This is a genomic window from Haloterrigena alkaliphila, assembly GCF_017352155.2.
Lineage (GTDB): Archaea > Halobacteriota > Halobacteria > Halobacteriales > Natrialbaceae > Haloterrigena > Haloterrigena alkaliphila.
This window is the reverse complement of sequence record NZ_CP071462.1, coordinates 3,687,723-3,708,796: the sequence shown is the minus strand read 5'-3', so window position 1 is coordinate 3,708,796 and position 21,074 is coordinate 3,687,723. Positions and strand designations below refer to the sequence as shown.

The window sequence follows — 21,074 nt, the reverse complement described above, 5'->3', positions numbered from 1 at the left end:
TAATTGTAAAGGTGGTGCACTCTCAGAGGGCTCTGACCTGGAACCCCTTCAGCAGGTAGCTCTGCATGAAGTAGGCGAACAGGAGCGGTGGCAACGTCATGGCCAGCGAGATCGCCATCAGGTAGGCGTCCGGCAGGAACTGGGCCTGCCCCATCGCCCGGAGGATCCCGGGCGCGAACGTCGTGGTGTCGGTCTGGGGCAGGAGGATCTGCGCGAACGTGAAGTCGTTCCAGGCGAGCGCGAAGGCGAACAGGGCCGCGGCGATGATCGCCGGACGGCACTGGGGGACGACGACGTCGCGGAAGCCCCGCCAGCGCGACGCCCCGTCGACCCACGCGGCCTCCTCGTGGGCCGCCGGGATCGTCATGATGTACTTCCACATCAGCCACACCGCGAAGGGCATCGAGATCGCCGACAGGGCGATGATGAGCCCGGTGCGGGTCCCGAGCAGACCGATATTCTGCCAGATCTGGTAGAGCGGGATCCCGATCACGATGGGGCTGAAGAGGTACCCGATCAGGAGGATCCGCGCGAAGTTCTCCTTTTGCGGGAACTCGAGTCGCGCGAGGCCGTAGCCGGCGAGCAACGAGACGAGGACGACCGTCACGATGGTCCCGATGGCCACCACGACCGTGTTGAACATGTACGTGTACATCTCCGGCTGCGTCAACACGGTGAAGTTATCGAACGTGAAGATGTCCGGCGTGGGGAAGACGGTGACGCTACTCTCGACCGTCCCGTACTGGGTGAAGGCTAGCTGGGTCATCCAGTAGATCGGCCAGGCACCCACGATGACGATGATCGCGGTGCTGACGAGTTTCAGTGCTTCGGTGACTCGCATCTCGCCGTCGTATGAGAGGCCGAAGATGCCTCCCGGTGGTTCACTCTGACTCATGTCGTCGTCTCCACCTCCTCGCTGGGGTTGAAGATTTTGAAGTAGACGATCGCCGACGCCAGCAGGAACAGGAACATGACGACGGAGATCGCGTTAGCGAGCCCGTAGGCCTGGTCCGTGTAGACGGTCTTGTAGGCCAGTACGGGCAGCGTGGTCGTTGCGTTGCCGGGTCCACCTTCCGTCAGCTGCCAGATGATGTCGAACTTGTTGAACATGAAGACCGACCGGAGCAAGACGACGACCAGGACGATCCCCATGAGACGCGGCAGCGTGATGTCGCGGAACATCTGCCACCGGTTCGCACCGCAGACCTTCGCCGCCTCGTAGAACCGATCCGGAATCGCGCGCAACTGCGCGAGCGTGAAGATGGTGACGAAGACGGCGAACTTCCAGGTCCCGATGAGGATCAGCAGCCGCATGGCCCAGTCTCGCGAGCCCAGCGGTGCCTCCCGGCCGCCCCAGAGTCCGAACCACTCGGCGCCCATCATCTGGAAGACGCCGCCGGCCGGGTCGAACACCCGCATCGCCACCAGCGAGACGATGATCGTCGGGATCAGGTAGGCCGTAAAGACCACCGCGGTGAGCAGCTTCTGCCCGCGGGTGATGCGGTTGAGCACCAGCGCCATCCAGAGCCCGACGGCGAGCTGGAGGAGGGTGCTGCCGACCATGTAGATGATCCCTCGCCACAGCGAACCCCAGAACGTGGAGATGTTCAGGACCTCCCGGTAGTTCGCGAGGCCGGCCCACTGCCACTCCGGATTGAGCGTGTGAATGTGGTGTAACGATGCCCAGAACGCGAACGCGATCGGGAGCACCGCGATGAGCAAGTACAGGACAACGACGGGAAGGATGGTGCCGACACCGGCGACCGTTTCCCGTTTGACCGGCAGGTCGTCCCACGGAATGTACGTCCTGCCCGGCCGTATCGATTCTCCGGTTTCACTGGCCATATCTAGGATCCCACTGCATGCATGTATGTTAATCTCACGGTTGGTCATAAACGATTCGCTCGGTCTCGAACACGGCCAAATGAAAATCGGCCGTACTCGATAACTATGCGAACTGCTCCTGGGCGTCCGCGAAGGCTTCCTCGAGTTGGCTGTAGCCCCACTCGTAGGCCTCCTGAACCCCCATCGAGTCGGTGACGACGCGGTTGACCATCTCGCCGTAGAACCACTGCCGTTGCATGTACAGCGACTCGGGCGAGGAGGTGTTCGCTTCGTCGACGCTTCCGTAGTGGTTCCCCCAGATCTCGTCCTGGACGTACTCGAGCTTCTCGAGCAGGTGCTCGTGTTCCTGGAAGAGAGCCTGGTTCCGGAACGGGTCCGACTCGATCACGTCGGAGTACGTCGGCAGGAACCGTCCGGGGTCCGCCTCGTAGAAGCTCGCGGTCTGCTCCATGCTGTCGGCGTAGACCCACTCGAACCACTCCTTGGCACCTTCCGTGTTGCCGCCGTTCGAGAAGATGTGGTAGCCGTCGGGGGCCGGTGCGGAGAGCCAGTTCTCGCTCGGATCGACCCCGTCTAGCATCGGGTACGCGATGATCTCGGTGCTTCTGGCGACGTGGCGTAGCCCCTCTTTGGCCTCCTGGCTATCCTGTCCCTCGGCCGCCTGTGCGGTGACGCCGACCGGCCAGGCGTTGAGGTGATAACACTGGCCGTACTGGCCCTGAACCCACTGACTGAGCGAATCGGCCCAGCCGATACTGGTCGGGTCCGGCGAGTACTGGGAGAGCTGCTTGATGTACTCCAGGACCTGAGTCACCGTGTCCTCGGGCCAGTGGATTTCGAGTTCCTCGCGGGCGTCCGGATCCTTCCAGCGGAGGCCGATTCCGGAGATGCCGGCACTCGCCAGCAGGACGAGGAGTTCGTCCTGGCTCTTGCCGGTCGGTGCGCCGGCCAGTCCGTACCCGCGCATGTCCTCGAAGGGGCCACCGGCCTCGTCGATGGCCTGGGCGTTCTCGAGAACGTCGCTAAACGTCTCGGGCTCGTCCAGTCCGAGTTCCTCGTAGACGTCGGCCCGGTACTGGAAGTTCGAGACGTACACGCCGTGGGGGATCTGATAGATTTCGTCCCCTTCGCCGAGGAACGCCCCGCCGGCGTTCAGTTCTCCGTTGACCTCTTCGATCGCGGAGACGACGTCGTTGACGGGCTCGAGCTGATCGGTCGACCAGATGTCGGCCACCTGGTCGAACGTGGACGTGTTCGCGTCCGGCGGATTGCCCGCCTGGATCAGTTGGGCGAGACGTCCTTCCTGCGTTCCGGACATCCCGCCCTCCTCGATGTTCATCTGGAAGTCGGTCTCGTCCTCGAACTGGGACTCGAGGTCGCCCCAGAGAGACTCCCACGCACCGTTGTAGTAGTCGGTGATGAAGTGAACTTCGTCGTCACTGCCACCACCACCACCCAAACAGCCCGCCATGGCCGCCGTCATTCCCAACCCGGTTCCTGCGAGTACCTGCCGTCTATTGAAGCTATTTTCTGTCATCTGTGATCGACCCACACACGTTCACTGATAACAGGTATATCCAACCATATAAATCTACACTATTTTTTCACGGGATTGACGCTGCCAGCGCGCCCACCTTTTAAATGGGATCGGCTCGGATGCAGTCTTCCGTCGGGAATGGAACGACAGGACTCGCTCGTGCCGCGCTGTCCGCGCGCGCGAAGACGATGTGAGACCGTGCAGACATCGACGGCGTGAAACCCCGCGGACACCACCCCGCGATCACTGCGGTCGGATGGTCTCTGAAACCCAGCCGGTAGCGCCGTCGGGCTTCGGGCCGTCCTCCTCGGGGATCTGGAGGTTTCCCTCGCCGTCTCGGGCCCGGACGATCACCTCGTGTGAGCCCGCCGCTCCGTACTCGTGGCGCCACTGCCGCCAGACGTCTTCCCCGGGGAGCGGTTCGGAGAGTTCGGCTTCGACCCAGGTGTCGCCGCCGTCGGTCGAGACCTCGACGGACTCGATACCCCGGGTCCCGGCGTAGGCGTGGCCCGCCACCTCGAACCGGCCGCTTCCGAGGTGGTTGACCTGCCAGAGCTTGGCGACCGTCTCGACCGGGCCGGTGCCGTGCCAGCCGCGAGGCTCCCAGTATCCCTCGGTGTCCTCCTCGCGAACCTCGATGTCGGTCAGCCACTTCACGTTGATCTCGCCCCAGTGGCCCGGGACGAGGGCGCGCAGCGGCGCGCCGTGTGCCCGGGGCAGCGGTCGCCCGTTCATTCGATAGGCCAGCAGCCCGGGCCACAGCGCCTCGATGGGAAACTCGTTGTAGTAGCCGTCGGTTCCGTGCAGGATCACTCGGTCACCCTGGGGGTTCGCGTCCTCGAGCAGTGCCCTGACCGGCACCCCGCCCCACAGCGCGGTGTCCATCTGCCAGCCGTTGAGCTGGTCGCCGACGCAGCGCAACGTGGCGAACCGGTCCTCGAAGTCCATAGCCTCGACGTCGGCGAAGTCGTACTCCTGTTCGGCCTCGACGGCGCCGGTGATCGAGAGCGTCCACTCCCCGCGGTCGACGTCGGGATCCACGTTGGTAATGTCCACCTCGTAGAACTCAGTGCTGACCAGCGGCTCGAGCCCGTCGACGGGCAGTGACTGCTCTCTCGCCTGTGTGAGTAGCTCGCGGACCTCGGGCCGGGCGTCCTCGGGAATCTCGAGGCCGGACGGGAACGGCTCCTCGCCGGACCCGTGGACGAGGAGGCCGAGTGCGCCTACCCCGACTGCTGACCCGACTGCGCCCAGCACCCGCCGGCGGTCGAACGCGGGTGTGGCGTCCGCGCCGTCGACGAGGCCGGCTGCGACGACCGTTACCAGCAGGACGAGTCCGACCCCGGCGGCGGTGGCGCCGCTCGAGACAGGCGAACCGGTCAACGCGAACGCGAGTGCACCCGGCAGCGCCGCCCCGAGAACGACGCCGACGGCGGGCACGACGCCCGGGAGGACCAGCCGATCGGGGAGGGGTCCGCGACCCCAGATAACCGCCACACCGGGGAGGGCCGCCAGCCCGATACAGACGCACGTCAGTGCGATGGCGGTCACGAAGGCCAATCGGTGGGCGAGCGTCCCCAACTCCGTGATCGCGAACGCCACGAGCGCGTCGGGGCTGAGTGCGAGGACGATGCGATCGAACGGCGCCGCGACGAAAGCCGGCCGTCGACCGACGGACAGGTACGAACCTCCCACGCCACCGAGTCCCGCCGCGAGCGCCACGGCGGCCAGGGGGAGCCACGAGCGCACGCGATCGATCGCACCCTGCCTGTGAGACATTATGTAACAATATGGGATCGTCGGATATGAAACCTTCGCGGCCGCCTCGGGCGTCCCGGTCGCCGACGCGTACTATTTTGTCGCCACACCGCAATGACTGGCACACAAATGCTGTCTCGCAGCGACCGCCAACCACCAGGTGTCACCGTGCGTCGCCGACGCGAACCTCGGGAGGCGACCAGCCCATGACCGTCGTCGTCACGCCGTACATCTTCGGCGGCGGCGGTCCGCGACTGGTCGACGCGATCCGCGACCGTCGGCCCGAGATCGACCTCGAGCACCCCGACGAGGACGACGTGCTCGAGGTGGTCGCGGACGCCGAAATCGTCGTCACGGGACGACTCCCCGAAGACGTCCTCGAGGCCGCCGAGGACCTGCGCTGGGTGCAGGCGCTCAGCGCGGGGACGGACGCGTACGATCACGACGCGCTGGCCGATCGCGGGGTCGCGCTGACGACCGTCTCGGGGATCCACGCGAAACCGATCGGCCAGCAGGTGCTGGGCTACCTCCTGCACTTCGAACGGCGGTTCGATCGTGCGATCGCCCAGCAACAACGGCAGGAATGGGAGCGCTACCTCGGCGGCGAACTCGGCGATCGGACGGTCGGCATCGTCGGCGTCGGCGCGATCGGCTCGCAGGTCGCCGAGTACTGCACCGCCTACGACGCTCGCATCATCGGCACCAAGCGGGATCCGACCGACGTCCCCGCGGCCGTCGACGAGATCTACGGCCCGGACGACCTCGAGTCCGTCCTCGCGGCCAGCGACTACCTCGTCCTCGCCTGTCCGTTGACCGAGGAGACGCGAGGACTGATCGACGCCGACGCGCTCGCGACGCTCCACGACGATGCGGTGCTGGTCAACGTCGCCCGCGGCGAGGTCGTCGACCAGCCGGCGCTCGTGGACGCCCTCGATGCGGACGAACTCGGCGGCGCCGCGCTGGACGTCTTCGAGGCGGAACCGCTGCCCGAGGAGTCCCCGCTGTGGGACCGCGACGACGTGCTCGTGACGCCCCACATGGCGGGGTCGACGCCCCACTACTGGGAGCGGTGCGCCGACGTCTTCCTGCGGAACTACGACACGTTTCGAGCCGACGAGGACCTCGAGAATCGGGTCGTCTGAGTCGCCATCTCGGAACCGGCGGCGTTCTCAGACGATTCGCGGCGGCGCCGTCGAGGGTTACGCCGCCTTCAGCACGGAATAGCTGCGGACGCCGTCGCGGGTCGTGTAGTCGACGCGACCGCGCCGTGTCAGCGTTCCGAGCGCGCCGAGCGTGTCCAGTAGCTGTGCCGGATGGCGAATCTCGCCGATACGGTTCCGCGTGATCTCCATCGGCGTCGCCGGACCGACCGTCACGACGGCCTCGAGGGTCTCGCCGGTCAGTGACTCGAGTTCGGTGCGCATGCGCTCGATGGCACCCCGGGCGTCCGTAAAGACCGGGCCGTGGCCGGGGAACACCCGATCGAACGAGTGCTCCTCGAGTCGATCCATCCCCTCGTGGAACGCGTCGACGGCCTCGTAGGCGCCGTAATCGATTCCCACGTGGAGCGCCCCCGGACGGAACGAGTCGATGAGGCCGTCCCCGCTGAAGAGGACGCGCTGGCCGTCGACGGTGGCCGCGAGGCTCGCGTGGTGGATCTGGTGGCCGGGCGTGTGAATGGGATCGAACTCGAGACCGGCGACCGTCACCGACTCGTCGAACCCGAACCCGACGGCCGCGTCCGGGTCGAGCAGTCGTCGGTTTCGCTCCAGCGACTCACAGGCGCGTTCGGCCTCGTGCTCGATCGCTTCGCCCTGATAGCCCGCGGATCGGCCGATCTCGCGAACCCCGGCGGCCAGTTCGTCGGCGTCGCGCTCGAGTCGCTCGAGCACCGGCGCGGGGGCGTACACGGTTGCACCGCTCTCCCGGAGCAACGGCACCTGGCCGATGTGGTCGCTGTGGGGATGGGTGACGACGACCGCTTCGACGTCCGAAAGCTCGTACCCCTTCGCGGCCAGTTCGTCCCGGATCGTCTCCGCCGCCCGATCGGCCGGGTCGCCGGTGTCGACGAGGATCGGGGCGGGCGTTTCGATCAGGTACGCGGCGGCGTGTTTCGGCGGCCACTCGATATCGAAGTCCAGCCTGGTGATCGGCACCGAGGTCGGTTCCGATGCGCGATCCGTCGGATCCTGCATCGCTCAGATCAGTTCGCGAGCGATCGTTCGTTTCTGGATCTCGTCGGTGCCCTCGAAGATGCGGAAGACGCGCGCCGAGCGGTAGTTGCGCTCGATCGGGAGCTCCTTCATGTAGCCGGCGCCGCCGTGGACCTGCATCGCGATGTCGGCCGCGTCGTTGGCGAGTTGCGCGCCCCGGAGCTTCGCCATCGACTCCTCTTTGCGCGCGCGTTCGCCGTTGTCCATCTTCCAGGCCGCGTACCGGTAGAGCTGGCGGACCTGTTCGATGTCCGTCGCGAGTTCGGCAAGCTGGAAGGAGACCCCCTGCCGGTGGGCGATCGGTTTGTCGAACGTCTCCCGGTTGCGCGCGTACTCGACGGACATGTCGAGCAGGAACTGGGCGGTGCCGACCGAGCCCGCGGCGATGTTGATCCGCCCGCCGCCGATCCAGCTCATCGCTGCCTGGAATCCGTGGCCGACCTCGCCGAGCACCTGGTCCTCGCCGACGCGACAGTCGTTGAAGTAGAGTTCGGAGTGGGTGCCGGGCGTCATCCCCATCGCGCGGTGGATCGTGCCGACCTCGAAGCCGGGGTTGTCGTCGTCGACGAGGAAGCACGTGATCCCCTCGAGGTCGCCGTCTTCGCCGCTCGTCCGCGCGAAGACCATCGCGAAGTCGGCGTACGGACCGTTCGTGATGTAGCACTTCTGTCCGTTGATGACCCACTCGTCGCCGTCCTTCTCGGCGCGGGTGTCCATGTGGTGGGCGTCGCTGCCGTGGCCCGGCTCGGTGAGCGCGAAGCAGGTCGTGATCTCGCCGTCCATCAGCGGTTCGAGGTACTCCTCGCGCTGGTCCTCGTCGCACTCGAGCAGGATGGGCGTCGGTCCGCCGGCCCCGCCGAAGATGGCGCTGTGGAAGCCCGGCGGCCGGTTCGACATGTGCTCCCCGACGATGGCGCGCGTGAGGATGTCGACGTCGCCGCCGCCGACCTCCTCGGGCATCGTCATCCCGTAGAAGCCCGCCTCGACGGACTTCTGTCGGATCTGTTCGACGATGTTCCGATACTCGGGGACCTGTCGATGATCGTCGTCGACGATCTCCTTCTCGTAGTCCGCGCCGAGGAACTGATCGTACTCGTTCTCGAGCGGGGCGACCTCCCGATCGATGAATTCCTCGAGGGCCTTCGTAATCTGCACCGCTTCGGACGGTTCGCTGAAGTCCATAGCTCATATGACAGAACCGCCCACATAAATGTTATCGTATCCCACAGTCTTCGCGGCCCGCGGTCTCGATGGGAACTCGAGCGGCCGTCGGGTTCGTCCGTTCAACAGAGCGGAACAGTTATAATGCTCTGTCCGGGAGATTGTCGTATGGCAACCACCGGCACGGACGAGGGGGACAGGATCCAAGCGGTAGTCAAGACCCTGGATCTGCTGGAGGCGCTCTGGCAGGCCGAAGGCGCCGGCGTCACCGAACTGACCGAGCGAACGGGGCTGGCGAAGAGCACGGTCCACGCGCACCTGACGACGCTTCGCTCGAAGGGGTACGTCGTTCAGGACGGCGACGAGTACCGGCTGAGCCTCCGATTTCTCTCCTTCGGCGAACACGTCAAACGGGCACAGCCGCTGTACGAGGCCGCCGAGCAACCCCTCGCCGAACTCGCAGAACGAACCGGGGAACGGGTCCTCTGTTCGACGGAGCAACACGGCCTCGGCACCGTCCTTCGGGCGTACGACGGCGACCGGTCGGTTCCCACGGGTATCGAGGTCGGGACGCCGATCTACCTCCACTGTTCCGCTGGCGGGAAAGCGATGCTCGCCTACTTCGACCCGGAGAAGGTCGACCGGATCGTCGCCGACTGGGGGTTGCCGGAGTTCACCGACGAGACGATCACGGACTGGGAGTCGCTCGCGGCCGAACTCGAGGAGATCCGCGAGGTGGGTATCGCCTACAACCGGGGTGAGTACCTCCCGGGGATCGTCGCCGTCGCCGCCCCGATCCGCGACAACGACGGGACGGTCCACGGCGCCGTCACTGTCGCCGGTCCCAAGCACCGCCTCGAGAGCGAGTGGGACCGAGAGGAACTGCACGACCAACTGCGCTCCACGGCGAACACGATCGAAGTCAACCTGCTGTACACCGACTGAGACGCAGAGTTGGACGATATCACGGGCTGTTCCGTCCGGTTGAACGCCTGCGTATCCCCTCGATTCCTCTCGTTCTGGCGTCGATCGGACCTCGAACCGGCTCCCGTCCTCGCCAGACCGTTCGGCCGGCCGGAACGTCGCTTGAAATTACACTCATATGTACGTAAAAACACACGGAGCGTCCCGTCGGATGGGTCGATCGTCACTCGATGCGGACGGGAGCAGGCGGTCGCTACTGGAAGAGTCTCGCGCACCGCCCGCGACGAGGGGATCGAGGGAGATTTTCGACTCGCGGGCGGCAGGTGCGTTGCTGACGCTAACTCGGTCCCAACGGCTGACGACAACCATTAGTTCAGGGAGAGTACTCGGTAGTCTTCAGTGCCGTTAATATACTCTTTCTGTTTATTTATGGGTACTCTCTGGATACTTATCCATCTACTGTAGATTAAAGATTGGCTGGTATGGACGTTCTCAAGGAGTGATCGGCCGGAAAACGGCCATATATGGCGATATCGAGGGTTTACTCGAAAGCGGAGCGCCATGTCTCCTACCTCAATATTCTTGCTAATGGAATAAACAAATAAGGAATTATCTGCTCTAGGTCCATAAATATGCCAATATAGAGTTTTAGATAGGAATTTAGCCAACTATTAGGCGGAAAATATCTATGTCCATTGAATTCTATTAGCTATCAGATCTAAATTCTACTATGAGAACTGAGAGTAATCCAGTCGTCGCTCGAAAGTCGTGGAGCGGTTCTCTATCGAATTGGTGTCTTCAACCCGTGACTATCCTCGGGTCTGACCAATCGTGAACAATGCTGGCAGTTCCATTAATGCCAGTTCGAATCCAACGGGGCGGTAGGATGGGGGTCGTTACGAAACTGCGGCACTTCGTCGACGACGACGAAGGGCTGTACGAGTGCCGAAACTGCGGTGCAAAGCTCGACGACGATCGGGACCCGTGCCCGACCTGCGGTTCGGCCGAAATCGCCCACTACGAATTCTGAGGCGTTCCGGGGCGCCGTTACCCCGGCGACGAAGCCATCCGTCCGGAGCACCTGCTATCGGTATGGCACGGACGAACTGGAACGGAAAGGCGTCGACGCTCGAGGACGACGCGACGATGTCGGCGCCGACCGAGACGGCGACGCTGGGCATGGGCTGTTTCTGGGGTCCCGACGCGCTGTTCGGCGCGATGGACGGCGTCGTTCGGACCCGAGTCGGCTACGCCGGCGGGACGGACCCGACACCCAGCTACGGCTCGCTGGGCGATCACACCGAGGTCGTCCAACTCGAGTACGATCCGGAGGCCCTGTCCTTCGACGACGTGCTCGAGGCGTTCTGGGCGAACCACGACTGGGCGTCGTCGGCGCCGAAGCGCCAGTACCGGAGCGTCGTGCTCGCACACGACGATCGGCAGTACGAAACCGCCGTGCGACAGCGGACCGCAGTCGAGGAGCGGGCCGGGACCTCGGCCGCGACCGAGGTCGAACGGCTCGAGGGACTCACCCGCGCAGAGGAGTACCACCAGAAGTACGAACTCCGATCGACGCCGGTCGCTGGCGACGAACTCGCGGATCGCTACGGCGACGGGTTCGTCGATTCGACGGTCGTCGCCCGGCTCAACGGGTTCGTCGCGGGCTACGGTGAGCCCGACCACCGTGACGAACTGCTTGCGGAGCTGGATCTGCCACCGACGGTGGCGTCGGAACTGCGGCGCCGATTCTGAGTGACCCCACGACCGGTGGTCGTCGGATCGACGTCGGATCGGCCTTATTAGTACGTTCGGCTCGAAGTGGCGGCTATGACCGCCGACGATCGATACAAACTGTTCGGCGTCTACCTCTCGGAACCGGTCGCCGACGAACTTCACGATACGCTCTACGAAACGGCGGGTATCGTGGATCTCGAGGACTACTTCGAGGAAACCGCGGACTCCGTGCCTGTCGGCGACCCCGGTGCCGACGCCACTGACGACCTCGTCGCGACCGTCCGCGAGCGGTTCGCCGCCCTCTACGACCGGGCCGACTTCGAATCGGCGGCTGCCGCTCCGTCCGACGAGTTCGTGCTCGTCACGCTCGCCGCCCGCCCCCAGCGCGTCGCAGACGTTCGTGAACGGTTCCGGGCGGCCGCCACGATTCAGGAAGCGGACCTGCGGACCGTCCAGACCGCGATTCTCGAGGCCTATCTGGCGGACGAGGGGTCCGAGTAGCGGATCGGTTACGCCGCTTCGTCCGGGTTTCGGCGGGCGACCATTCCCAGCGCGATCCACGAGATGACGACGTCGCCGTGCTGGTTCGTGCCCTCGATCCGCGTGTCGACGTAGCCGCGTCGCGGATCGCTCTCGGAGACGCGCTTGTCCAGGACCTCGGTCCGGACCGAGATCGTATCGCCGGGTTTGACCGGCTGCTTCCAGCGAAGTTCGTCCACTCCGCGGGCGCCCATGCTGGCCCGATCGTCGACGAATCCGTCGACGAGCAGCCGCATACAGATCGAGGCCGTGTGCCACCCCGAGGCGACGAGTTCGCCGAACGCGGACTCCTCGGCCGCGTCCTCGTCGGTGTGGAACGGCTGCGGATCGTACTGTTCGGCGAACTCGAAGATTTCCTCCTTCGTGACCTCGTACTCGCCGAACTCCTGCGTCGTCCCGATCTCGACGTCCTCGTAGTACTGCATATCAGTGCCAGTGTGATACGTCAACAAGAGTCTGTGGGAACCCGAACATCGCGCTGCGGTAGCACCAGAGCGGCCGGCGGTCGTCTCAGGCCTCCTGTACCTCGTGGATGCTTACCCAGTGGTCCGGATAGGCCGCCTCGTGGTCGCTGGCGTCCCGGTTGGCGTCCGGCCAGTCGCCGCACTCGCGCTCGAGGTTACAGGAATCACAGCGGAGTTGGTATGCCATTCTTTCTCGTGGCACGAACACCGGCTTAAGCGTTGGCCACGGTCGATTGAACAGTCGTTCCGTCGGAGCAGTACGGAGTTTCTTCTGGACGTCCACCAGCCTAACCGCTATGTCAGATGACAAAGCTGACCGAGAGACCTCTGCTGCTAGTGTTTGATTATTTGTACAAAGCCAAATTATTTGAACTGGGCTGTGTAAGAGCCAGTACGATGGCCAACTCGAGCCAGGGGTCGTGGACGGAGAGCACGAGCGGGCGTGAGCGGGTTCGACACGTCGTGGAGTTGTTGGACGAATCGACGCCAGTACAGGAGATTGCGGACCGCGCGGAGGTTTCGCGCGCGACGGCAGACGACGAACTCCAGCGTCTGGAGAGCGACGACTGGGTCACCGAAACGACCATCGACGGCACGAAGGCGTACGATTTGAATCCCGTCCGGATGCTCTTCGACGAAGTAACGGACTTGATCGCGGAGCACTCGCGCGACGAGTTAGAGAGTCAGCTCACGGAGTTGAAAGCGGAGCAGGAGGAGCTCGCCGCGGAGTACGATGCCGATTCACTCACGGCGTTCCGAGAGCAACTCGCTGCGGACGAGTTATCGGCCGAGGAGCTCAGGGAGCGTCGCAACGTGATCGCGACGTGGGAGGCGATTAACACGGAACTCGGGCTCGTGAAGCACGCGCTCCAACTGTACGGAGACGTCGTCGAACTCTCCTCGTCTCGAACTGACTCGCGGTCGACGTTCGCCTGATGGTCGTCTTTCTGGCTAACCGGGCGAACTTACAGCACAAACGGCTCCACGACCGCATCCAGCAACGGCTCGGTGCCGAATTCAACGACGTTCGACGACGGCGTACCGAGCCGCGCGAAGCCGGCCCGTATCGCGTCGTCGGCGACGTGAATCCGCGGCAGTTCCTCGGCGACGACGAGTATCCCGTGACGGCCGCTCGAGTCGAAATCGGGTTCCAACTCCGAACGAGCGATCCGTACGAGCACTACTGGATCAACTGGCTCGAGCCGGATCGAAGCCTGCTCGTCGGCTGGCATCAGGACGACACCCACGGCGATCTCGGTCCGGTACACCTGCAAGTAACCGACGGCTCGACGGTCGTCGCTTACGAGCGAGCGCAGTTCATCGACACGCATCCACTCGACGTGGTCGAACAGCGGCTCGAATCGCTTCCGGATGCGCTCCTCGCCGTCGAATGGGAAGGCGAACGACCGATCGGGTTCGACGCGTCTGCGGCTCTCTTCGAGTAGCCACGCTACCATAGGCCCCGTTCTTCTCCACCCAAGTCGCCTGTTCACAGGTACTCTTCAACTGGTCAGGGAACGAACTACGGTGTGGCTCACGGCCAAATGAGTGCGGTAGTTGCGTGGTTGGCCTTCCGGCTTAGTGACGACTTCCTCGTCCAGTTCGGAAGGAATTGGTGACGTCGATTTGCTAAGTATCCTGTGTACTGTTCGATGTTCTCCCGGACATGACACTCAGGTTATGCCGTCACCATACCTGCTTATGGAGCGAGAAGCTGTCTCTCCGCTATGACCGATTCGAATAGCGACGAGTTCGACCCAACAGCACCAGACCAACGGGAGATCGGCCGGGAAATGGTTGACGACAGTACGGGACTCGGTTCGGTGATGGCCCACGTCTATCGCGGAGAGATCGACCGAGTGGGGACGTGGCGGCAGCGCCTCGACGAGACGACGACGTGGGCGGTGACGCTGATGGCAGCGATCTTGACGTGGGCGTTTTCGAGTACCGATAACCCACACTATATCTTGCTGATCGGGATCGTCGTCGTCACCATTTTTCTGGGCATCGAAGCACGGCGGTACCGGGACTACGACGTCTTTCGCTCCCGTGCTCGAGTCATCCAAGAGAACCTGTTCGCAAACGCCCTCGATCCGTCCCAAGGCACTGAAAATCACGACTGGCGAGCGGAACTGAGCAAGGACTATCGCAGGCCGACGCTGAAAGTCTCGGTATCCGAAGCAGTCGTAAACCGGCTCCGGCGTGTGTACCTTGCGCTGCTCAGCGTCCTAGTGGTCGCCTGGGTCTTCAGGATTACAGCGTTCGGGCCGCGACAAGACTGGCTGACAACCGCTGAAATCGCTCGTATCCCCGGGATTGCTGTGGTTGCCGTTGTGGGTGTGTTCTACGTCGTACTGCTGGGCGTCACCTTCTGGCCCCGCGAGCGCCACGCTAAGGGTGAATTCCGGGAAGGGGACCCGGACGACTGGAAAGAGACAGACCGATAAATCCGTTCGCTATACTGACCAGAGCACCCATACCAACTGCTGTGAAAATAAGGGTCGATACGCTTCTCTGCTTGTCCGCGCTTCCCGCTTGTAAGAGATCACCGGTAGATGAGCGAGTGGGTTGGGGCAGATTTGAACCACGCCAAGACGTTCCGGGTCGCTCACTGCGTTCGCTTCCCGGGCTGCGACTCGTCTGGTTCAAATCTGCCCAACATAACGAATTTGCTGCTCGTGAAATTGCTCGCAGCAAAATTAGTGGGTTGGGGCAGATTTGAACTGCCGACTTCCTCCGTGTGAAGGAGGTATCATAACCGGACTAGATCACCAACCCGCACGGGTTGATATCCGTGCGTTCGACTTAAGGCTTCCTTTCACCGAGCGTCCGACCCGTCTCGAGAGACGACCGCTCGTGCGGAACCCACCCGCCCGCTGACGGCTCGCTCGAGGCCGGACAGCCGCCCTCGAACCGACTCGAGGCGCGTCGGTTCCGGCTCCGGTTCGTCGTCGCGGCCCAGTCCTCGAACCCGAGAGACGGCCGGCTCGAGCGTCTCGGTGAGACCGAGTTTCGCGTGGTCGGCGGCGCGGGCGAGGTAGTAGCGGCTGTCGTGGAAGTGCTTGTTCATGTGATTCTCTCCCGTAGGGAGGCTTGGGTCTATTATAGCCCTTTCGCAGGGGACAGAATCCTCGCGAACCCCAGGCGAGGCCCTTCGGGATCGATTCCCATACAACGCTGGGCGGCCACCACCTCGAGTATGAACGAGTTACAGCCGGTCGCCCTCGAGCGCGAGGGCGCGACCGCCGACCTGGTCGTCGCGGGCGGACGCGTTTACTGCTCGAACCGCCGGGAATTCCTCGAGCGGGACGTCGCCGTCGTCGGCGATCGGATCGCGGCCCTCCTCGAGGACGCCGACTCCGTCACCGGACCCGAGACGACGGTCGTCGACGCCACGGAACGAATCGTCCTCCCGGGGCTGATCGACGCGCACACGCACACCGACCTACAGGCGGTCCCCGAGCGCACGGTCTCCGGGGCGCTCGCGAGCGGCACCACGTCAATCGTCACCGAGACCTCCGGGATCGGCCTCCTCTTCGGGAGCCGAGGGGCCGAAACCGTCCTCGAGCGAACTGAAGGGTTCCCGGTTACGACGTACCTCTCGCTCCCGCCGCAGCGACTCCTCGTCACGTTCGAACCCGCGCGCGGCGGCGACGCGGAGGTCGACGCCCTCGCGGACCTACTCGGTCACGAGCGCGTGGTCGGCGTCGGCGAGATCGACTGGATCCACGTCGTCGGCCGCGAGTCGCCGGTCGAACGGCTCTACGAGCGCGCCCGCGGGACCGACGCCACGATCGTCGGCCACGGAGCGGGCTGTCGCGGCGAGTCGCTCCGGGCGTTCGCGACCGTCGTGGACAACGACCACGAAGCCATCGCGGCCGACGGCGTTCGCGAACGCGCTGCCAACGGCATCCACGTCGTCGGCCGCTGCGGCTCGAACCGGGACGATCTGGGGGCGCTCGCCGAGGCCTTCCCCGACATCGATCGGGCCAGCGTCTCGCTGTCGACCGACGGCGTCTGGCCGGACGACCTGCTCGAGGGGTTCGGGATGGCCGACGTGGTCCGGCGCGCCATCGATGTCGGGATTCCGGAGAAAGCCGCCATCGACGCCGCGACCCGCAACCCGGCCGAACAGTTCGGACTCGACGGGCGGGGCGTCGTCGCCCCCGGCGCGTTCGCGGATCTGCTGGTCGTCGACGGCCTCGAGTCGCTGACCGTCGAGACGGTGGTGGCCGACGGCGACGTGGTCGTCACCGACGGCACGCCGGACGTGGCGGTGCGGGACGACCCCTATCCCGACTACCTCTACGATACGATTTCGGTCGACCTCGCCGAATCGCGGTTCACCGCGCCGCTCGAGGCGGCACCGGACGGTACCGTCCGCGCCATGGAGGTCGGCCGGGGGCTCGTGACGACCGAAACGACGGCCGAACCCGCAGTTCTCGACAACGCCGCCGACGCGGACGGCGAGTCCGACCCCGACCGACTCGGGCCCGACCCGGCCGCGGACGTCCTCACGGCGACGCTGTTCGACCGCGATCCCGCGACCGAGGACCGCGCCTTCACGGGCTTTCTGACCGGCTTCGGCCTCGAGCGAGGCGCCGTCGCTACGAGCGTAACCTGGGAGACGCCCGGCCTCGCGGTCGTCGCCGCCGACACCGCCGACGCGGTCGTGGCCGCCGAACGGGTCGCGGAGACGGGCGGCGGATTCGCCGTCGCTCGAGACGGCGCCGTCGTCGCCGACCTCGCGATGCCGGTCGCGGGGACCGCGTCCGAGGCGCCCCTCGAGGACGCCGTGGCCGAATTCGACGCGGTCGAGGATACCCTGCGCGAGAGCGGCGTCGACATCGAACGACCGCTGTTGACCCTCCAGACGCTGACGTTCCCCGGCGTTCCGGCGCTGAAGCTCACGCACTCGGGGTACGCCGACGTGCTCGGGCAATCGCTGGTCGGCCTCGAGCCGGCGGTCGAACGCGAGTCGTAACGGGCCACAGCGGCAACGCGACCGCAACGCCGCTGCTCAATACTGCGACCGCGCCGGCACTGGCCAGTACTGCGACCGCGACAACGCCGGTCAGTACTGCGGCGCTTCTTCCGGCTCGCCGTCGCGGGCGTTGACCACGCGACCGAACGTGAAGAGGCCGTCCGAGAGGCGATTCAGGTACTGGACGGCCTGCTCGTTGATCGCTTCTTCCGACGCCAGCGCGACGGCGCGGCGCTCGGCGCGCCGACAGACGGTTCTGGCGTGGTGGAGTGCCGCGCCGCGGTCGCTCCCCGTCGGCAGGATGAAGGAGGTCAGCGGCTCGAGTTCCTCGTCGTACTCGTCGATCCAGTCCTCGACGGTCTCGATGTGGTCGGCCCGGATCGCGGGGTCGTCCTCGTCGGGATCGGGGTTCGCGAAGTCGGCCTGGACGACGTGGAGGTGGTTCTGGACCTCCCGGAGGCGCTCGTCGACGTCGTCGTGGCCGGTCGGTCGAGTCGTGCCGATCAGCGCGTTCAGTTCGTCGACGGTGCCGTAAGCTTCGATGCGCGGACTGGCCTTCGAGACGCGGCTCATGTCTCGGAGGTCCGTCTGCCCGTCGTCGCCGCGGCCGGTGTAGATCGCCATGTCCGAGTGGACGGCCGAGGCGTACTTAACTTTCAGCGGGTCGTCGCGGCCGGCAGCGACCGAACCATTAAACAGCCGCCGCGCCCAACGCCCGAGCATGGCTATGGAACTCGAGCACGAGTGTCCGAACTGCGGCACCGAACGGGTCTTCTATCGCGCCGCGAGCACGACGGTCCACCTCGGCGAGAAGGTCAAGTGGCACTGCCCGGAGTGCGACTACGGCTTCGTGCGGATCTCCGACAACGAGACGGTCGTCGACTCGAGCGCGTAACGCCGACGCGGTGAGCGGCGCTGAAGGCGAGTTCGACGCGGCGGTACTCACTCCTCCTCGAGCGCCTGCCACGACAGTCGCGGACTTCGCGCGGCGCTCGTCTGGTCGATCCGTCGGGCCGTCGTCCGATCGGGTGCCGCCTCGAGGGTCGCGTCGTCCTCCGCGGCGACGGCGTTGAAGGCCGCGGCGAGTCGATCGAGCGTGTCCTCGCCCTCGACTTCCGTCGGTTCGGTCATCAGCGCCTCGGGGACGATCTCGGGCCACTTGGTCGTCGGCGGGTGGACGCCGTAGTCGAGCATCCGTTTGGCGACGTCGGCCGCGTCCTGGTCGCCCGCGCTGGCGACGAACTCGTGGTGGAACGGCTCGTAGGGGACGTCGTACTCGATCCGGCTTGCGAGGTAGTTCGCGTTCAACACCGCTTTCGCGCTGGCGTCCGCGAGTCCCTCGTCGCCCAGCCGCGCGATGTAGGCGAAGGCCTTGACGAGGACGAGCCAGTTGCCCTGGTAGCCGTGGACCTTGCCGATTGTCTGTTCGGGGTCGAACAGTTCGTACGTCGGGTCGCCGCTCTTGCTGGTCCCACCCTCGCGCACTCGAGGCGCGGGCAGAAACGGCGCGAGATCCTCGACGACGCCGACCGGGCCCGCACCCGGGCCGCCGCCCCCGTGGGGCGTCGCGAACGTCTTGTGGACGTTGTAGTGCATCACGTCGAAGCCCATGTCGCCCGGGCGAGCGCGGCCGAGCAGGGCATTGAGGTTCGCCCCGTCGTAGTACAGCAGGCCGCCGACGTCGTGGACCATCGCCGCGATCTCCTCGATGTCGCGCTCGAAGAGCCCCAGCGTGTTCGGGTTGGTCAACATCAGCGCCGCCGTGTTTTCCGAGAGGGCCGCCTCGAGCGCCTCGAGGTCGACCCGGCCGTCGTCGTCGCTGGGCAGAGCGACGACGTCGTAGCCCCCCAGCGCGGCGCTCGCGAAGTTGGTCCCGTGGGCGCTCTCGGGGACGATGACCTCGTCGCGGTGGCCCTCGCCGTTGTGCTCGTGGTAGGCCGCGGCGACGCGGATGCCGACGAACTCGCCCGCGGCGCCCGCGGGCGGCTGGAGCGTGACGGCGTCCATCCCGCCGATTCGGCCGAGGTAGTCCTGCAGCCGGTACAGTAGCTCGAGGGTGCCTTGAATCGACCGCTCTGAGCGGTCGGGGTGGACGGCCGCCGTCGGCAGCGCCGCCACGTCCTCGGTGAACTTCGGGTTGTACTTCATCGTGCACGATCCCAGCGGGTAGGGGCCGCTGTCGATCCCGTAGATCATCTGGGAGAGCCGCGTGTAGTGGCGCGCCAGTTCGGGTTCGGAGAGTTCGGGCAACTCGAGGGAGCCGCGCGTGAGGTCGTCGGGGAGCGGCGACTCGGCGTCGTCGCCCGTTTCGTCGGTCGCGTCCGCACCGCCGATCTCGACGCGCGTCAGGTCCTTCTCGGAGAGCAGCGGCTCGTACTGGCCGTTCTCCACGTAGCGCGCCTGATCGTAGCGGACCTGTTCCTCGCCGGCGGTTCCCTCGGGGCCGGCAGCTCCCTCCCCGACGGACCCGTCCTCCCGGTCCTCGCTCATCGGACCACCTCCTCGAACGCCGCGACGAACCGCTCGAGTCGCTCGTCGGGGACGCCGGCGACGCAGACCTGGATTGCGTGGTCGCCGAGGACGTGCACCGCGAACCCGCGTTTCTCGAGGTCGGCGGCGATCGCCGGCGCGGGCTGGTCGATCCGGACGACGAACTCGCGGAGGTGGTGGCGGTCGTGGACCGGCGCTTTGACGCCGACGATGTCGTCGAGGCGCTCGGCGAGGTCGGCGGCGCGGGTGACGCCGCGATTCGCGAGGTCGACCATCCCGCTCGGACCCAGGTACGCGGCGTGCATCGCGGTTCGCAGGGCGACCCAGGCCTGATTCGTACAGATGTTGCTCGTGGCCCGCTCCCGGCGGATGTGTTGCTCGCGGGTCTGCAGGGTGAGCGTGTAGGCCCGCCGGTCGGTCGCGTCCTCGCTGGCGCCGACCAGTCTACCCGGGACCTGTCGGAGGTAATCTTCCGTCGTCGCGAACAGCCCCAGTCCCATCCCGTAGCTCGTCGGCAGCCCCAGTACGCTCGCGTCGCCGACGACGACGTCGGCGCCGACGTCGGCGGGCCGCTGGAGCACGGAGAGCGCGATCGGGTCCGAACCGAGGACGAACAGGGCGTCGTTCTCGGCCGCGAGGTCGCCGACGGACTCGAGGCCCTCTTCGATCGTTCCCCGGACGGTCGGGTTCTCCGCGTAGACCATGACGCACTCCTCGTCGATCAGGTCCTCGAGCGCCGCGAGATCGACGTTGGCGTCGTCGGTCGGGTACGCCTCGACCGCGAGGTCGGTGCCGGCGACGTAGTTCTCGAGCGTCGAGCGTCGGCCCTCGAGCAGGAGGTCGGGAACGAGCACGCGGTAGCCGGTCGTATCCCGGACGCGCTCGGCCAGCGTGGCGGCCTCGCCCAGCGCCGTCGCGGCGTCGTACATCGAGCAGTTCGCGACCTCGAGGCCCGTCAGTTCGACCAGCAGCGACTGGTACTCGAACAGCGCCTGCAGGAACCCCTGCGAGACCTCGGGCTGGTACTGCGTGTAGGAGGTCAGAAACTCCGAGCGGTCCGCGAGATGGTCGACCAGCGACGGCACGTAGTAGCCGTAGTGGCCCCGCCCCAGCAGTTCCGTCAGGTCGTCGTTGCGCCCGAGGATCGAGCGCACGAGTCGCCTCGTCTCCCGCTCCGATCGCGCGTCGATCCCGAACTCCCCGTCGAACTCGACGGCCGCCGGGATGTCGAAGAGGTCCTCGACCGACTCGGCCCCGACTTCCTCGAGCATCCGCGATCGCTCCGCATCCGTGTGGGGAGCGTACGGGCTCCCCGTGGCGTGTGATCCGTGCATGGCTAAGCGTGATCTCGATCGATCGAGTCGATCCGTCTCCCTCCGCGTCGACAGCGGCGTTCGATCCGAGGCACGATACTCGCCTCTAGC

General features: G+C 65.6%; 22 protein-coding genes and 1 tRNA gene. 10 read left to right on the top strand and 13 right to left on the bottom strand.

What is annotated here, in order from left to right; genetic code table 11:
• Window positions 1-22: 22 nt before the first annotated feature.
• From J0X25_RS37060 to J0X25_RS37045, 4 genes are all read right to left on the bottom strand, one after another.
• Complete coding sequence (locus J0X25_RS37060) at window positions 23-895, bottom strand: carbohydrate ABC transporter permease (RefSeq protein ID WP_207288879.1); 873 nt, start codon at window positions 893-895, stop codon at window positions 23-25.
• Window positions 892-1,845 (bottom strand): carbohydrate ABC transporter permease, encoded by a 954-nt coding sequence (locus J0X25_RS37055; protein WP_207288878.1) that lies wholly within the window; start codon window positions 1,843-1,845, stop codon window positions 892-894. The genes J0X25_RS37060 and J0X25_RS37055 overlap by 4 nt, the downstream gene beginning before the upstream one ends.
• Before the next feature lie 103 nt (window positions 1,846-1,948).
• Window positions 1,949-3,382, bottom strand: coding sequence for an ABC transporter substrate-binding protein (locus tag J0X25_RS37050; RefSeq protein WP_207288877.1), 1,434 nt, complete (start codon window positions 3,380-3,382; stop codon window positions 1,949-1,951).
• A gap of 243 nt (window positions 3,383-3,625) precedes the next feature.
• Window positions 3,626-5,161, bottom strand: a complete 1,536-nt coding sequence (locus tag J0X25_RS37045) for a molybdopterin-dependent oxidoreductase (protein ID WP_207288876.1) — start codon at window positions 5,159-5,161, stop codon at window positions 3,626-3,628.
• A gap of 185 nt (window positions 5,162-5,346) precedes the next feature.
• On the opposite strand from J0X25_RS37045, the gene J0X25_RS37040 reads away from it, so the two are divergent.
• On the top strand, window positions 5,347-6,282 hold the full coding sequence (locus tag J0X25_RS37040) for a D-2-hydroxyacid dehydrogenase (protein WP_207288875.1): 936 nt from the start codon (window positions 5,347-5,349) through the stop codon (window positions 6,280-6,282).
• A gap of 57 nt (window positions 6,283-6,339) precedes the next feature.
• On the opposite strand, the gene J0X25_RS37035 is transcribed toward J0X25_RS37040, so the two are convergent.
• Together J0X25_RS37035 and J0X25_RS37030 are read right to left on the bottom strand one after the other, a co-directional pair.
• Complete coding sequence (locus tag J0X25_RS37035; protein ID WP_207288874.1) at window positions 6,340-7,335, bottom strand: MBL fold metallo-hydrolase; 996 nt, start codon at window positions 7,333-7,335, stop codon at window positions 6,340-6,342.
• Between the two features lie 3 nt (window positions 7,336-7,338).
• Entirely contained in the window at window positions 7,339-8,535 is a 1,197-nt protein-coding gene (locus J0X25_RS37030) for an acyl-CoA dehydrogenase family protein (RefSeq protein WP_207288873.1), read from the bottom strand.
• Window positions 8,536-8,682: 147 nt separating this feature from the next.
• Between J0X25_RS37030 and J0X25_RS37025 the strand changes: the two genes are divergently transcribed.
• From J0X25_RS37025 to J0X25_RS37010, 4 genes are all read left to right on the top strand, one after another.
• Entirely contained in the window at window positions 8,683-9,459 is a 777-nt protein-coding gene (locus tag J0X25_RS37025) for an IclR family transcriptional regulator (RefSeq protein ID WP_207288872.1), read from the top strand.
• An 865-nt stretch (window positions 9,460-10,324) separates the two neighbouring features.
• Entirely contained in the window at window positions 10,325-10,468 is a 144-nt protein-coding gene (locus J0X25_RS37020; RefSeq protein WP_207288871.1) for a zinc-ribbon domain-containing protein, read from the top strand.
• A gap of 62 nt (window positions 10,469-10,530) precedes the next feature.
• Entirely contained in the window at window positions 10,531-11,190 is a 660-nt protein-coding gene (locus tag J0X25_RS37015) for a peptide-methionine (S)-S-oxide reductase MsrA (RefSeq protein WP_207288870.1), read from the top strand.
• A gap of 75 nt (window positions 11,191-11,265) precedes the next feature.
• On the top strand, window positions 11,266-11,673 hold the full coding sequence (locus tag J0X25_RS37010; protein WP_207288869.1) for a hypothetical protein: 408 nt from the start codon (window positions 11,266-11,268) through the stop codon (window positions 11,671-11,673).
• 8 nt (window positions 11,674-11,681) lie between these two features.
• On the opposite strand, the gene J0X25_RS37005 is transcribed toward J0X25_RS37010, so the two are convergent.
• Both J0X25_RS37005 and J0X25_RS37000 read right to left on the bottom strand, forming a co-directional pair.
• Window positions 11,682-12,137, bottom strand: coding sequence for a MaoC family dehydratase (locus J0X25_RS37005; RefSeq protein WP_207288868.1), 456 nt, complete (start codon window positions 12,135-12,137; stop codon window positions 11,682-11,684).
• An 85-nt stretch (window positions 12,138-12,222) separates the two neighbouring features.
• Window positions 12,223-12,363 carry a hypothetical protein gene (locus tag J0X25_RS37000; protein ID WP_207288867.1) on the bottom strand — a complete coding sequence of 47 codons (141 nt, stop codon included), beginning with the start codon at window positions 12,361-12,363 and terminating at the stop codon, window positions 12,223-12,225.
• Between the two features lie 209 nt (window positions 12,364-12,572).
• Here J0X25_RS37000 and J0X25_RS36995 point away from each other — a divergent pair, with 209 nt between their 5' ends.
• From J0X25_RS36995 to J0X25_RS36985, 3 genes are all read left to right on the top strand, one after another.
• Window positions 12,573-13,112: a DUF7342 family protein gene (locus tag J0X25_RS36995; RefSeq protein WP_345778479.1), complete on the top strand. Its 540-nt coding sequence runs from the start codon at window positions 12,573-12,575 to the stop codon at window positions 13,110-13,112.
• A complete protein-coding gene (locus tag J0X25_RS36990; protein WP_207288866.1) occupies window positions 13,112-13,621 on the top strand; it encodes a hypothetical protein in 510 nt (169 codons plus the stop codon). The genes J0X25_RS36995 and J0X25_RS36990 overlap by 1 nt, the downstream gene beginning before the upstream one ends.
• A gap of 282 nt (window positions 13,622-13,903) precedes the next feature.
• On the top strand, window positions 13,904-14,623 hold the full coding sequence (locus J0X25_RS36985; protein ID WP_207288865.1) for a DUF2270 domain-containing protein: 720 nt from the start codon (window positions 13,904-13,906) through the stop codon (window positions 14,621-14,623).
• Window positions 14,624-14,879: 256 nt separating this feature from the next.
• On the opposite strand, the gene J0X25_RS36980 is transcribed toward J0X25_RS36985, so the two are convergent.
• Both J0X25_RS36980 and J0X25_RS36975 read right to left on the bottom strand, forming a co-directional pair.
• Window positions 14,880-14,954, bottom strand: a tRNA-Val gene (locus tag J0X25_RS36980).
• 40 nt (window positions 14,955-14,994) lie between these two features.
• Entirely contained in the window at window positions 14,995-15,246 is a 252-nt protein-coding gene (locus J0X25_RS36975) for a DUF7553 family protein (RefSeq protein WP_207288864.1), read from the bottom strand.
• 129 nt (window positions 15,247-15,375) lie between these two features.
• Here J0X25_RS36975 and J0X25_RS36970 point away from each other — a divergent pair, with 129 nt between their 5' ends.
• On the top strand, window positions 15,376-17,160 hold the full coding sequence (locus J0X25_RS36970) for an adenine deaminase C-terminal domain-containing protein (protein WP_207288863.1): 1,785 nt from the start codon (window positions 15,376-15,378) through the stop codon (window positions 17,158-17,160).
• A gap of 90 nt (window positions 17,161-17,250) precedes the next feature.
• Here the strand turns inward: J0X25_RS36970 and J0X25_RS36965 are convergent, their stop codons facing one another.
• Entirely contained in the window at window positions 17,251-17,784 is a 534-nt protein-coding gene (locus J0X25_RS36965; protein ID WP_207290944.1) for a cob(I)yrinic acid a,c-diamide adenosyltransferase, read from the bottom strand.
• Between the two features lie 97 nt (window positions 17,785-17,881).
• Between J0X25_RS36965 and J0X25_RS36960 the strand changes: the two genes are divergently transcribed.
• Window positions 17,882-18,055: a DUF7838 family putative zinc beta-ribbon protein gene (locus tag J0X25_RS36960; protein WP_207288862.1), complete on the top strand. Its 174-nt coding sequence runs from the start codon at window positions 17,882-17,884 to the stop codon at window positions 18,053-18,055.
• A gap of 47 nt (window positions 18,056-18,102) precedes the next feature.
• On the opposite strand, the gene gcvPB is transcribed toward J0X25_RS36960, so the two are convergent.
• Together gcvPB and gcvPA are read right to left on the bottom strand one after the other, a co-directional pair.
• Window positions 18,103-19,650 carry an aminomethyl-transferring glycine dehydrogenase subunit GcvPB gene (gene gcvPB / locus J0X25_RS36955; protein ID WP_207288861.1) on the bottom strand — a complete coding sequence of 516 codons (1,548 nt, stop codon included), beginning with the start codon at window positions 19,648-19,650 and terminating at the stop codon, window positions 18,103-18,105.
• Window positions 19,647-20,984: an aminomethyl-transferring glycine dehydrogenase subunit GcvPA gene (gene gcvPA / locus J0X25_RS36950; RefSeq protein WP_207288860.1), complete on the bottom strand. Its 1,338-nt coding sequence runs from the start codon at window positions 20,982-20,984 to the stop codon at window positions 19,647-19,649. Before gcvPA ends, gcvPB begins: the two co-directional genes overlap by 4 nt.
• Window positions 20,985-21,074: the final 90 nt, after the last annotated feature.